Origin of the sequence: Frisingicoccus sp. (genome assembly GCF_048388605.1) — a bacterium.
Taxonomy (GTDB): domain Bacteria; phylum Bacillota; class Clostridia; order Lachnospirales; family Lachnospiraceae; genus Frisingicoccus.
In genome coordinates this window covers 18,573-31,569 of the sequence record NZ_DBGCTU010000051.1, presented here as the reverse complement: position 1 = coordinate 31,569, position 12,997 = coordinate 18,573, and the positions used below count along the sequence as shown (strand labels likewise).

General features: G+C 48.6%; 16 protein-coding genes and 1 pseudogene. All 17 read left to right on the top strand.

Annotated elements, in window-relative coordinates:
• Window positions 1–37 precede the first annotated feature (37 nt).
• A pseudogene (locus tag ACMN7X_RS13520) lies at window positions 38–589 on the top strand (Rpn family recombination-promoting nuclease/putative transposase); the annotation flags it as partial.
• Between the two features lie 226 nt (window positions 590–815).
• A complete protein-coding gene (locus tag ACMN7X_RS13515) occupies window positions 816–1,250 on the top strand; it encodes a DMT family transporter (protein ID WP_418747982.1) in 435 nt (144 codons plus the stop codon).
• Window positions 1,251–1,825: 575 nt separating this feature from the next.
• Window positions 1,826–2,434, top strand: a complete 609-nt coding sequence (locus ACMN7X_RS13510; protein WP_418747981.1) for a TetR/AcrR family transcriptional regulator — start codon at window positions 1,826–1,828, stop codon at window positions 2,432–2,434.
• A 69-nt stretch (window positions 2,435–2,503) separates the two neighbouring features.
• Window positions 2,504–2,695: a cysteine-rich KTR domain-containing protein gene (locus ACMN7X_RS13505; RefSeq protein WP_418747980.1), complete on the top strand. Its 192-nt coding sequence runs from the start codon at window positions 2,504–2,506 to the stop codon at window positions 2,693–2,695.
• Between the two features lie 71 nt (window positions 2,696–2,766).
• A complete protein-coding gene (locus tag ACMN7X_RS13500) occupies window positions 2,767–3,000 on the top strand; it encodes a GNAT family N-acetyltransferase (protein ID WP_418748070.1) in 234 nt (77 codons plus the stop codon).
• Between the two features lie 207 nt (window positions 3,001–3,207).
• Window positions 3,208–3,501 carry a hypothetical protein gene (locus ACMN7X_RS13495; RefSeq protein ID WP_418747979.1) on the top strand — a complete coding sequence of 98 codons (294 nt, stop codon included), beginning with the start codon at window positions 3,208–3,210 and terminating at the stop codon, window positions 3,499–3,501.
• A gap of 151 nt (window positions 3,502–3,652) precedes the next feature.
• Window positions 3,653–3,865, top strand: coding sequence for a hypothetical protein (locus ACMN7X_RS13490; protein ID WP_418747978.1), 213 nt, complete (start codon window positions 3,653–3,655; stop codon window positions 3,863–3,865).
• Between the two features lie 171 nt (window positions 3,866–4,036).
• Complete coding sequence (locus tag ACMN7X_RS13485; protein ID WP_418747977.1) at window positions 4,037–4,624, top strand: TetR/AcrR family transcriptional regulator; 588 nt, start codon at window positions 4,037–4,039, stop codon at window positions 4,622–4,624.
• 331 nt (window positions 4,625–4,955) lie between these two features.
• Window positions 4,956–5,738 carry a ZIP family metal transporter gene (locus tag ACMN7X_RS13480; RefSeq protein WP_418747976.1) on the top strand — a complete coding sequence of 261 codons (783 nt, stop codon included), beginning with the start codon at window positions 4,956–4,958 and terminating at the stop codon, window positions 5,736–5,738.
• 15 nt (window positions 5,739–5,753) lie between these two features.
• Window positions 5,754–7,490 carry an ABC transporter ATP-binding protein/permease gene (locus ACMN7X_RS13475; protein WP_418747975.1) on the top strand — a complete coding sequence of 579 codons (1,737 nt, stop codon included), beginning with the start codon at window positions 5,754–5,756 and terminating at the stop codon, window positions 7,488–7,490.
• Window positions 7,487–9,145 (top strand): amino acid ABC transporter ATP-binding/permease protein, encoded by a 1,659-nt coding sequence (locus ACMN7X_RS13470; RefSeq protein WP_418747974.1) that lies wholly within the window; start codon window positions 7,487–7,489, stop codon window positions 9,143–9,145. The genes ACMN7X_RS13475 and ACMN7X_RS13470 overlap by 4 nt, the downstream gene beginning before the upstream one ends.
• 106 nt (window positions 9,146–9,251) lie before the next feature.
• Window positions 9,252–9,725, top strand: a complete 474-nt coding sequence (locus tag ACMN7X_RS13465) for a YbaN family protein (protein ID WP_418747973.1) — start codon at window positions 9,252–9,254, stop codon at window positions 9,723–9,725.
• Between the two features lie 75 nt (window positions 9,726–9,800).
• Window positions 9,801–10,634 (top strand): class I SAM-dependent methyltransferase, encoded by an 834-nt coding sequence (locus tag ACMN7X_RS13460; RefSeq protein WP_418747972.1) that lies wholly within the window; start codon window positions 9,801–9,803, stop codon window positions 10,632–10,634.
• Window positions 10,635–10,687: 53 nt separating this feature from the next.
• Window positions 10,688–11,539 carry an alpha/beta fold hydrolase gene (locus ACMN7X_RS13455; RefSeq protein ID WP_418747971.1) on the top strand — a complete coding sequence of 284 codons (852 nt, stop codon included), beginning with the start codon at window positions 10,688–10,690 and terminating at the stop codon, window positions 11,537–11,539.
• 128 nt (window positions 11,540–11,667) lie between these two features.
• Window positions 11,668–11,850 (top strand): hypothetical protein, encoded by a 183-nt coding sequence (locus ACMN7X_RS13450; RefSeq protein ID WP_418747970.1) that lies wholly within the window; start codon window positions 11,668–11,670, stop codon window positions 11,848–11,850.
• On the top strand, window positions 11,843–12,208 hold the full coding sequence (locus ACMN7X_RS13445) for an acyl-CoA thioester hydrolase/BAAT C-terminal domain-containing protein (RefSeq protein ID WP_418747969.1): 366 nt from the start codon (window positions 11,843–11,845) through the stop codon (window positions 12,206–12,208). The genes ACMN7X_RS13450 and ACMN7X_RS13445 overlap by 8 nt, the downstream gene beginning before the upstream one ends.
• A 10-nt stretch (window positions 12,209–12,218) precedes the next feature.
• Window positions 12,219–12,866 carry a DUF6796 family protein gene (locus ACMN7X_RS13440; protein WP_418747968.1) on the top strand — a complete coding sequence of 216 codons (648 nt, stop codon included), beginning with the start codon at window positions 12,219–12,221 and terminating at the stop codon, window positions 12,864–12,866.
• Window positions 12,867–12,997 lie beyond the last annotated feature (131 nt).

The window sequence follows — 12,997 nt, the reverse complement described above, 5'->3', positions numbered from 1 at the left end:
AGATGGAAAATAGAGAAGAGAGAAAAAAGGAGATGAGTACTATTCGAAATTAAATCGAAGTTATGTTATTTTTATATGTTATTTTGATTTGTTTGGGAAAAACCGGTGTATATACACTTTTGAAAATCGCTGTATTGAGGATACGGAAATTGCTTTGGGGGACGAAACCCAGAAGGTTTTTTTGAATTCTAAAGGTGATACTTCAAATCTGAATTCCAATTTAAAAGCTTTTTTGGCATACATAAATCAAAAGCGGAAAACAGAAAATGATTTTATTGAGTTGTTGGACAGGGAAGTAAAAAAGGCCAAAGCCAATTTGGAATGGAGGCGGGAGTATATGACTCTGTATATTAAATATCAGGAAAAAATGGAAGAAGGACGCCAAGAGGGACTTCAAGAGGGCCGTGCCGAAGGGGACATGCAGAGACTGATTTCTCAGGTGAGAAAAAAAGTAGATAAAGGGATATCTGCTGTAAAAGTAGCGGATATGCTTGAAGAAGCCCCGGAACTTGTAGAGCAGATTATGGAATTGATTTATAAGTGTCCGAAAATGAGTGATGGACAAATTTATGAGGAATTGAAAAAGTAATGATTAAAACAGCTTTGCTTCGAAATGTCAGAGGACATTCAGGGCGGAGCTGTTTTTTTACGGTATTATCGGCGAATAAAAATTTCTCTCCGGCGTATACTATACCCATGTGAATGCCCGAATGGGTATACCTTATCGCGCGAAGCTTGACGAAGCGCGCCCATGCGAAGCATTTGACATACGGGATGCCCGAATGGGTATATGAATAAGAACAGGAGAGATGATTATGTGGGGATGGCTGATCGCTTTAATTTCAGGTGCATTAATGAGTATACAGGGAGTATTTAATACAGGGCTGACAAAGCAGACAAGTCTCTGGGTAGCCAATAGTTGGGTGCAGGGAACAGCGCTTGTTGTCTGCCTCGGAGCGTGGGCTATTAAAGAGCGGCGGTCCTTTGGAACTTTATTTCAGGTGGATTCAAAGTATATGCTTCTCGGCGGCGTCATCGGCGCTTTTATTACCCTAACGGTGATTTTGAGTATGGACCAGCTCGGACCGGCTAAATCTGCGTTGATCATTGTTGTTTCCCAGTTGGCCATCGCCTATTTGATTGAGCTTTTTGGGCTTTTTGGCATGGAGAAGGTGGATTTTCAGTGGTCAAAACTGATTGGAATGATCGTTGCGGTTGTGGGAATTTTTATTTTTAAATGGCAGTCCTGAGGGTGGATGGATGCGTTTCTCTGTGCCATAATATAATTTTGGACATATAAGGTTCCTTCTTTGGTGGAGGAACTTTATAATTCACACAGATTAGCACAAACTAACTAAAGCGATAGAAGAGGGAATCTATATGTCTAAAGTTATAAGATACCATTGAAAGCGCCAAAACACAGGCTATGGCATCCGATACGGGGCCTGCATATAGGATTCCGTTTATTCCGTTGAATATGATTGGGAAAATTACAAGCATGGGAAGCAGCAGAAATCCTTATCTCGAAAGGGAAATCAAAACACCCTGCTTCATGTTTCCGATAGCTGTGAAATAATTTACCGACAGCGGTTGAACTGTCTGGACAAATACAAACATCAGGTATATGCGCATATACTTCGTGGCAAATTCATAGTATAAATCTTCACTTCAGATATTTCCTCAAAGGACATTCGCAGGCTTCACATCATCAAAGGCCGTGATGATTTCCCTACCCTCTTGACAAAACAGAAAAAAGGAGTATAATAAAATAAATGTTTTAAAATATTCAATGCAAAACGAATATTTTAAGAAAGAGAGGTACGATATGCCGCCAAAACCGAAATTTACAAGAGAAGAGATTATAGCCGCCGCTTTGCGGGTTATCAGCAGGAATGGGATTACCGCTTTGACTGCTCAGACGCTGGGTCAGGAGCTTGGCAGCTCCGCTCGGCCCATATTTACTGTATTTAAGACCATGGAAGAGGTGCGGCAGGAAGCTAAGACGGCAGCTATGCATCAGTTTGAAGGCTTTGCAGAAAAGGCAGTTCACTACATGCCGGCGTTCAAGCAATTCGGGATGCAGATGATTCTCTTTGCTTTGGAGGAGCCGCATCTATATCAGCTTTTGTTTATGCAGGGTGATGGCAGACCCCACAGCTTTGAGGAGGTGTTTGCCGGCCTTGGAGAGCCAGCCGGAGTATGTTTGGACATCCTGCAAAGGGAATACGATTTGGTGGAAACGGAGGCAATGGCTTTGTTCCGCCATGTATGGATCTACACCTATGGCATCGCCACCCTCTGTGCCACCGGAATGTGCCGCTTTTCTGAGGAGGAGATTAATGACCTGTTGGGGCAGGACTTCATGGCCATGCTGGTACGGGTCAAAAGCGGCGGTTTGAATCAGCAAACGCCTTACCCAATGCCGAAGTCCTGACAAGGATTCCATAGAGGTAACAGCATTGGCGGGGCTTTTACTGTAGCTGCAGAAAGAAGAGGATAGCAAATGAATATAACGGAAAAGTGGCTCCTCTGCCCTTCCTGCGGGTGTAAGACCCGGGTCAGGCTGCGGCAGGATACAGAGTTGAAAAACTTCCTGCTGTTTTGCCCAAAGTGCAAACAGGAGATGCTGGTCAGTGTGACCAAGTTTATCACAACAAGATTAAGAGAGCCAGACGCCAAGACGCAGAGCCGATGATTCCGAAAGGGATGGCTCTGCGTTTTACTGTTGTGCAATGAGCAAGGCAGAAAAAAGAATTGTGAGGAGGAATCGTCAAATGTTACGGTACTTATCCGGGATTTGAGAGTAAAGGGTATATGACAGAGGCGGTCATGGCATTAGTTCAATGGGCCTCCCGACAGCCCGGTGTTCTTTGTATCGAAGCGGAAACCGATAGAGACAACAAAGCGTCCCAGAGAGTGCTGGAAAAATCCGGATTTGTGCCAAGCGGAGAAATTGGTGAAGAAGGGCCCCGGTTTGTATGGGTTGGGAAGAGAAGATGAGAATGGCAGGTTTCAAATTGAACTTGAGAATTTTAACAATGATAAGCGGAACCGCTGGACTATCATCGCTAAGGATACTAAAGAGACCATCGGAATATCCGGTCAGAATCTGATTTATCGTGGAAATGATGTCAGAAATTTTAGTCGATGACAGACGGTATATAGTAAAAAGTGTAATGATGGCTCAAAAGAGGAGGTGCGTTTATTATGAAACTTTCCAGACTGGGACTATTCGGAGTAATCAGTTTGATTTCCTATGCCGCAATGGTTGTTTTTTCGCTTACTTCCCTGGTACTGATCGCGGTGAGCGCGAGAAAAGGAAAACATAAAGAGTTATCGGTGTGGGCTGTGCTCTGCCTGACGATGATGCTGTTGGGGGCCGTCGGGACCGGCGTCATGCCGAAAGCAGTGTTCGGATTGTTTGAACGGTTCAGCACATTTTCAGCAGTGATATTCAATGCGATATTAGATATTTATCTTTTAAGGGGAAATTTTGAATAGTGAGTAATTTCACATCGGTAAATATTCTGGATATAATAAACACAATCGGAGAGGAGGAATTGCCGCTCATTCTCTCCAATTTTTCTTGCCCAAAGAATCATGAAATTGAGGAATTTGTAAGAAAAGCGCAATAGAGTTTGCCAAACGCAAGATGTCTATTACATATTTGGTGGTTGACGGGGGAAACAGAATCGCGGGAATCTTCACATTGGCCCATAAGGCAGTTCAGCTGCTGGATACAGAACTGACAGGAACTGAATTGATGGATATGACGATAGTCATTCTAAAAGAAATTCAGCGGCAGATCAGCGGCAGGTTATCGATATATTTTTGGCGTAGTTTCACTGTATCTGTTTTCATGTAAATGGTCTCCTTTGAAAGGAGTATAACACACGGAAACAATACGGGGCCCATGGTTGGCTTGTGAATGCAAGACGTTGATCTATAGAAAAAAACGGAAGACATCTTGACAGCAGGTGATGTGTTTGATACAATATGACCGAAATAGGAAAATGGTCAAACGGTGGTGACGGCTATGGCTAAAGCATTTTCGCAGAAGGAAACGGATATGATTCTGAAGGACCTGAAGGCGTCTGCCCGGAAGTATGCTGCCTCATGCGGGATGCGAAAAATCACGGTGGAGGCGCTTGCAAAGGAAGCAGATATTTCCAAGGGTGCTTTTTACAAATTCTATCCCACCAAGGAGATGCTGTTTTTTGAACTTCTTGAGGATCTTCATAGTGAAATCTATGAGGCATGTGCGGATGTCCTAATGCGAAATCAAGGAAAACCTGCCTATCAGAGAACGGCGGAAGCGGTGCTGGAGGCCTGCAAACTTATGGGGCAGTCCGGGATGATGGACTTTATGGAGCAGGATGTTCCGTTTTTGCTTCGCAGAATTCCGGCAGAGGTGTTGGAAGAGCATTATCATGGGGATGAGACCCACATCAAGGAGCTTCTGGAAAGTGCAGGGCTGGAGCCGGAGGGCGGTACGGAGTTGGCAGCTGCCGTGGTACGCGGGCTTTTTCTGACGGTATCTCACAGAGATAATATTGGTTTCCTGTATCCACAGGTTTTGGAAACTCTGGTGTATGGGGCTTGCCAGCGTTTGTTCCCGGAATAAATTGAAATTGAAATAGAAAAAGCCGCTCATGCGGAGCGGCCTTTTTAAGGAACAAAGGTTAGCAAGAACTAACTAAAAGGGAGATAATTATCAAGTTTTATACTTTTGCAAAACGAGAGAATCCAACGATTTTGCTGTTCCGTGGGGATCGGTTTTTATCAGCAGCAGAAATGACTATGTATAATTTGGCGGCCATTGGATGATCATATAGACGATAATATATTGCCATTGAGCCGACTGTCTATTGCGTGATGGTAGTCAGCAAAGAGAATTACGAGAAGAAAGGAATGTTCGGCTTTCAAAAATAACCGGCCGGGCAGGTGCAAAAGCGATGTCATTTGCGGTTTTACAGGGTGCGATGCTGCCGTTTCTGGGGACGACTCTGGGTGCGGCTTGCGTCCTATTTATGAAAAAGAATCTCAATCCTCTGGTACAGCGGGGACTGACTGGTTTCGCCGCCGGGGTGATGGTGTCCGCTTCCGTCTGGAGCCTGTTGATCCCGGCAATGGAACAGTCCGAAGGAATGGGCGCGTGGTCATTTGTTCCCGCGGTCGTGGGTTTTTGGCTGGGAATCCTGTTTTTGTTGTTGTTAGATAAAGCCGTTCCGCATCTCCATCAGGGCAGCACTGAACCGGAGGGCCCGAGCGCGGCCCTGAAAAAGACCACCATGCTGGTGCTGGCAGTAACGCTGCACAACATCCCGGAGGGAATGGCTGTGGGCGTCGTCTATGCCGGGTGGCTCTCCGGAAATGAAACGATCACTCTGACAGGGGCGATCGCCTTGGCGCTGGGCATTGCGCTTCAGAATTTTCCGGAGGGAGCCATCATCTCCATGCCTTTGAGGGCGGAAGGCATGAGAAAGGGAGAGGCTTTTCTCTGGGGGACGCTGTCCGGGGGTGTGGAACCGCTGGCAGCATTGCTCACTATTTGGGCAGCCCATTGGATTGTTCCGGCGCTGCCGTATCTGCTGAGCTTTGCTGCGGGAGCTATGATCTATGTGGTGGTGGAGGAGCTGATACCGGAGATGTCTCAGGGAAAGCATTCCAATCTGGGTACGGTTTGCTTCAGCTTTGGATTTACACTGATGCTGGCGCTGGATGTGGCGCTGGGGTAAAGGAGTTTAATTGAAATGATGATTAACAAGCGGTTGATCGGCACGGTCAGCGAGAGTAAAAAATACATCGCCGGGAATGTGGCACTGCAATGGTGCTCCCTGGCGGCCAATATGGTTTTGATGACGGGCATTGCTTCTCTGTTGGCGGCCCTGGTTTCCGGGAAAGTGGATTCCAGACAGTTGATGGTTACGGGGATTGCAGCGGCAGTTTGCCTTGCGGTTCGTTTTGTCTGCACGTTGGGGGCGTCCCGAATGGGGTATCTTTCTTCCAAAGCAGTGAAAAAGACGCTGCGGGCGGAGATCTTTTTTAAACTCATTGAGTTAGGCAACACTTACCAGGAAAATGTAAAAACTTCCGAGGTAATTCAGGTAGCCGTGGAAGGGGTGGACCAGTTGGAGACCTACTTTGGGACGTACCTTCCCCAGTTTTTCTATGCCATGCTGGCACCGCTGACTCTGTTTCTCTATCTGAGTTTTGTGAATCTGCCCTCTGCCATCGTACTTCTTGTCTGTGTGCCGCTGATTCCTGTTGCCATTGCGGCGGTGCAGACATGGGCGAAGAAACTGCTCAGTAAATATTGGGGACAGTATACCGCTCTTGGGGATACTTTTCTGGAAAATTTACAGGGTCTGACCACTTTAAAAATCTATCAGGCGGACGAATTTAAGCACAGAGAAATGAACGCAGAAGCAGAAAAATTCCGGAAGATTACCATGAAGGTGCTGACCATGCAGCTCAATTCTATTACCATTATGGATTTTATCGCCTACGGCGGTGCGGCGCTGGGAGTTATTCTCGCAGCAACCCAATATCGGGCGGGACATGTGACGCTGACGGGTTGTCTGCTGATCATTTTTCTGGCAGCGGATTTTTTCCTTCCTATGCGGCAGCTTGGTTCTTTCTTTCATGTTGCTATGAACGGCATGGCGGCCAGTGATAAGATCTTCCGGCTGCTGGATATGCCGGTGCCGGAGAGGAAAAGCCTTGCCTGTCCTCATGGAGATATTGTATGTGAAAAGCTTTCATATTCCTATGAGTCGGAGCGGGAGATCCTCCACGGAATTTACCTGCGTTTTCCTATGGGAAGCTTTACCGCCATTGTGGGAGAGTCCGGCTGTGGAAAATCCACGGTGGCCTCCATCCTGATGGGCCGGAACAAAGGCTATAACGGTTCTGTGACCATTGGCGGTGTGGAGCTGCGAAAAGTTGCGGAAAGCAGTCTTATGAAAGAAATTACATATATCGGGTATCAGAGCTATTTGTTCAAGGGTACTGTGCGGGACAATCTGCAAATAGGCAGGCCGGATGTGGATGATACAGCCATGTGGGCGGCGCTGGAACAGGTTCGTCTGGCCGACTTTCTGAGCAGCGAGCAGGGGCTGGACACCTTGCTGACGGAAAAAGGCGGCAATCTCTCCGGAGGTCAATGCCAGCGGCTTGCCTTAGCCCGGGCGCTGCTCCATGACAGCCCGGTTTACATCTTTGACGAGGCCACCTCCAACATCGATGTGGAGAGCGAAAACGATATTATGGAGCAGATTTACACTTTGGCAAAGGGGAAAACGGTGATCCTTATTTCCCATCGCTTAGCAAATGTGACCGCAGCGGATCAGATTTATGTGATGGAGCAGGGGAGGATTGCGGAAAGCGGCAGCCATGAAGCGCTGCTTCAAAATCACGGCGTGTACGAAAAGCTGTGGAACGCCCAGCAGATGCTGGAAACTTTTGGAAAGGACGGTGATGCACAATGAAGAAAAGAAGCGGTTTTACCGTGATGGCCCGGCTGATTGGACTGGTACGTCCATTGGCAGGCTTCATGGTGCTGGCAATCGGGATGGGACTTGTTGGACATCTCTGCGCCTCCTTTATTACAATTTTCGGCGGCTTTGCGATTTTGAACCTCATCGGGATCAATGCGCCGCTTTCTCTGGACGCAGTATTCATTTGCGTGCTGGTGTTTGCCCTGCTGCGGGCAGGACTGCGATATGGGGAACAGGCCTGCAACCATTTTATTGCTTTTAAGCTGCTGGCGCTGATTCGTGACAAGGTGTTTCTTGCCCTGCGTCGGCTGTGTCCTGCCAAGCTGGAAGGCCGTGACAAGGGCGACCTGATTAACATCATCACCTCGGATATCGAGCTGCTGGAGGTGTTCTATGCCCATACTATCTCCCCGGCTGCCATTGCATTTGTGTTTACGATTTTGATGTGTCTGTTTATTAGCAGCTACCACTGGGCGCTGGGACTTCTGGCGCTGACGGCGTATCTGGTGGTAGGAATTGTCGTTCCGTTGACGGTTTCCAAGGCCAGTGGGGACGATGGCCTGCGGTTTCGCACTAAGTCCGGGGAACTGTCTGCCTTCCTGTTGGATTCCCTGCGGGGATTGCCGGAGCTGCTGCAATATGGGTATGGTGAAAAACGTCTGGCAGAGTTAAACGCTCAGACCGACGCCCTTTCCGGGAATGAGGAGCGGATGAAGCGAGTTTCCGGAAGAAATTCTGCTGTTACCGGCATGATCATCCTTTTGTTTGATCTTGCTATGATGTTTACATCAGCGGGGTTGTACGGGAAAGGAGCTGTCGGCTTTGACGGTGTGCTTATTCCTACGCTGGCCTTGTTTTCCTCCTTCGGACCGGTGTCTGCCCTGGCGGCCTTGGGCAGTACTCTGCAAAATACCTTTGCTGCAGGGAACCGGGTGCTGGATATTTTGGAGGAAAGTCCGGCGGTGGAGGAGGTGACCGGCCAGATGCCGATTGCCTTCACTGGAGCAGAAGCAGAGAGAGTGACCTTCTCTTATGGCCCGGAAATTATTTTGAATAACCTGTCTATGACCGTTCCCAAGCAGAAAATCGTTGGCATTGTTGGCAGGAGCGGCAGCGGAAAGTCCACCCTTTTGAAACTGTTCATGCGCTTTTGGGAGGTACAGAAAGGCCGCGTCGCCATTTCCGGACGGGAAATTTCCTCCGTCAACACGGTCAATCTGCGGAATATGGAGAGCTTTGTGACCCAGGAAACCCACCTGTTTCACGACAGTATTCGGAACAACCTTCGAATTGCCAAGCTGGATGCCACCGATACGGAGATCATTGACGCCTGCAAAAAGGCATCCATTCATGAGTTTATCATGACCCTTCCCCAAGGGTATGACACGCCGGTAGGCGAATTGGGCGATACTCTGTCCGGCGGCGAGCGGCAGAGAATTGGCCTTGCCCGGACGTTTCTTCATAATGCGCCTTTCCTGCTTTTGGACGAGCCAACCAGCAATCTGGACAGCTTGAACGAGGCAGTGATATTGAAATCACTCAAAGAAGAAAAGGAAGATAAGACGGTGTTGCTGGTATCTCATCGGCAGTCCACCATGCGCATCGCGGATACGGTGTACTCCGTAGAAAATGGGAGGATGAGCTGATGAAATCTGTGGAAACCAAGCGGGAGAAGATTAGAGCATTCATGCGCTTTTCCGGCCCGCACATGATTGAAACGAAAAAAGAAAAAAGAAGATTGGAGAAAAACACATGAAACTGAAACGACTGTTCTTTTTGATTTTAGGCTGTATCTCTCTGGGCGTCGGCTGTATCGGTATCGTTCTGCCCGTTTTGCCTACGGTGCCCTTTTTCCTGCTGACAGTATTTTGCTTCGCCAATTCCTCCCAGAAGCTCCATGACTGGTTTGTGGGGACGAAGCTTTATAAAAAGAATCTGGAATCCTTTGTACAGAAGAGGGGAATGACAGTTCGGACAAAGGTTGGCATTATCCTCCCGGTGACTCTTGTCATGGGCATTGGTTTCTTCATGATGTGGAGCAAGGCATTGACTATCCCATGCGTGATTCTAGCGATTGTATGGATATGCCACATTGTGTATTTCCTGTTTGGTGTCAAGACACTCTCCGGAACGGAGCAGACGGAAAGAAGAAGCGCAGCAACGGGGAGTGGGAGATCGAAATACGGAGGTACAGTAGATGTACGAAACGAAAATCAGAGATGCTAGCTAGTGGAAATCGGGGCGCTGACCTTCGGTGGCCTGCATTTCAAGGAATATAAACAAGTTTGAGGAAATTACGCTATGGAAAAGGTATATATTGAAAAGAATACGGTTCAAGAAACGCTTGTGATACCCCTCTACGCCCGCAAGCTATGCAGCGAACGTTTTCCGGAGCTGTTTCGGGATGAGAAGGCCATGGAACTGATGGAGCGGTTGGATTATGATTTCAGCCGGATTGAAAAGGACTCCCAAAGTCTGATGCAGCGCTTCGGCGCACTGGAGGTTGCCATGCGGCAGAATGATCTGGCAATCGAGGTTCGGGATTACCTGAAAGCGCATCCTAAGGCGGCGGTGGTCAATCTGGGCTGCGGACTGGATCAGACCGGGGAAAACTGCGATAACGGGCAGTGCCAAATCTATAACGTGGATCTTGCAGACGTGATCACCTTGCGTGGGCAGCTTCTTCCGGAGAAACCCCGGGTGCATAATATCGCCGGAAATTTGAAGAATACCGCATGGTTCAGTGAAATCGACGGGTCTCAGGGCGCGGTTTTCTTTGCGGCGGGAGTATTTTACTATTTTCGCAAGCATGAAGTGAAAGCCCTTGTCCATAAAATGTCCCGGCATTTTCCGGGGAGCAGGCTGGTGTTTGATATCGCAGGGAAAAGGGCGGTTGCTATGATGATCAAAACCTGGGTCAAGCAGGCGGGAATTGAGGATGTAGGCGCTTTTTTTCATGTAAACAGCGTCGAAAAAGACGTGATTCCATGGATGAAAGGAGCTAAGATGACTAGCCGGGGCTATATGCTGGGCTATAACGATTTGAAAGATCCATCTGTCAGCCGCTTTTTCCGCTTGCTGGCGAGGCTTGGCGACCGGGTGATGCGGATGCAGATCGTGCGGATCGACTTTTGAAGGCATAAAAAGGACAGTTGCTGTCAGGTCATCTAAATGGAAGGAGTGAGGATGTGAACATTCATGAATTTGGACAGGAAAACCGGGAGTGTGTGTTGTTTCTCCACGCCTCTTGTACCGGCTGGGATTTTTATGAGGAAAGTGTTCAACGACTTTCGGAGCGGTATCACGTCATTTTGCCTGCCATGCCGGGCCACGACCTGACCACGAACGAGGATTATACCAGCGTGGAGCAAATCGCGGCGGAGCTGGAACGGTGGCTGCTGGAACGGGGACAGGCCCATGTTCATGGACTGTACGGCCTGTCCATGGGCGGCAGCGTGGTGCTGCGCCTGCTGGCAGACAACAAAATCCGATTTGGCAAGGCGGTCATCGACGCGGGCATCACCCCTTATCAACTTCCCTGGATTGTCACCCGGTTCATCGCCCTGCGGGATTTCCTCATGGTAGAGCTGGGGAAGCACAGCCGGAAACTGTTGGAGCTGGCCTATCCGCCGGAGAAATACGGCGCGAAGAGCTTAGACTTTATGCAGCAGGTCATGAAGCATATGTCCGCCAGAACCATTTGGCGGGTGTTTGATTCCTGCAACAACTATGCTATGCCAGGGCCGGTTCCCGCCGTACGAACGGAGATTCAGTATTGGTACGGCAGTCTGGAGAAAAAGGCCCGCGCGTGGGACATCGACTATGTCAAAAGGAATTTCCCGGAGACAGCATTTGTGGAAATCCCCGGTTTGGATCATGCCGAGTATGCGCTGCTTTTCAATACACTCAGAAATGTCGGCAACTACTCGATTGTCAATGGCATCGGTACCTCCAATAAGAGTTTGAGTGCCATTATGATGTTTATCACCCTGTATATTGGTTTTGGAAAGTATGTTAGGCAAAAGGATATATTGGAATGACAATTTACCGCTGATTTCATTAAAGAGAGGGGAACAACATGAACAAGCAGTATTTTAATCCTGAGAAGGACGGCTTTTACGGGGTCTATTATCCAAGCCCAACTCCCAGCCGCAAGGCGTTTATCGCTATGCTGGGGGATTCGTCGGATGACCGGATGGTGGTATCCGGCGTGAAGTGGCTCCAGCCTGTCCTGGCAGGGAAAGCCCTTGCCCTATCTGCCCTACGCTTACCGCCATCCAGAGTATTGGAGAAGAATCATGGCGGATGCCGAAGCCGACGGCGACCGGATTGCCAGTCGCCCCATGTTTGACGAGTCGGAGCGTCGGCACCCAATTCAGGAAGCGGAAAAGATCAAGGTGGAGAACATCCGTGGGAAGATCATTTTCGTTGGCGCGGAGGACGATGTGCTGTGGGACACCTGCAAATACATCCGCCGGATGACAAAGCGGCTGGAGGCGCTGCCTCACGTATGCAAAGCAGAGACACTGATTTATGAGCACGGCACCCACTTCGTCTTTCCGGAGTCTATGCTGAAAACCATGATCCCGGTTGGCTCCGGGCTTCTGGTTCGCCTGATGTTCAAGGCCGGACGGGAGTACCCGAAAGCGTGCAGGCAGACAAGGATCGACATTGACGAAAAGCTGAGCCGCAGTATTTTGGATTGGTAAGGAGTAAAGTATGCTGATTTATGTTGTGATAGCGGGACTTGCAGGCGCACTGCTCATGTTTGCGGGAGATATGCTTTTATACTACACACCGGAAGATTTTGCCTATGATTCCAGAAGTTCTTCGGCAGAGAAAATACAGGCAATCGTAGACGTTATGAAGGAACTTCCAGCAAGGCGCGTCATGGCCGGTGGAATGATCGGCCCTGTATCTGCGTTCCTGTATTGTGTGGGCTTTTCCCACATGGTATGGATGACCGATGAGCGAATGAAGACGCTTGCTGTGGCTGCATTTCTTTTTTCGTGCTTTGGAATCATCACCGGTGGGGCATATCACAGCCATTGCGCATACCTGGGTCTGTTGGGAGAAGAACGATTCGCAGACGCTTTGAAAGCGGTCGAAACATACTTTCAAAAAATGCCGCTTATCTTTTATGCGGGAGAGGGGATCGGCTTTTTGCTGCTGGTGGTCCTGATTGTATCGGGACACACGATCCTTCCGAGATGGATGTTTTTTTTGAGTCCTGGAATCCTGTTTTTGCTTAGGCTAGCAGTAGGATGCTTACCAAAGGGAATTCGCATTATTGTTTCAGGCGGATGGACAAATTTGATTTCCGTTATTTATTATTTGGCTGTGTTGATCTTGATCCTATCATATTAACGAAAAGAAAGGATTGAGAGAAATGAAAGTGACCATTCTCTGTGCGTTGGTTTTGATGGCGGCACTGTTTCTGATGATCTGGGTTGCGCTGCTTTTGGCTTGGATATGCACTCTGCTGTAACGGAAGAAAG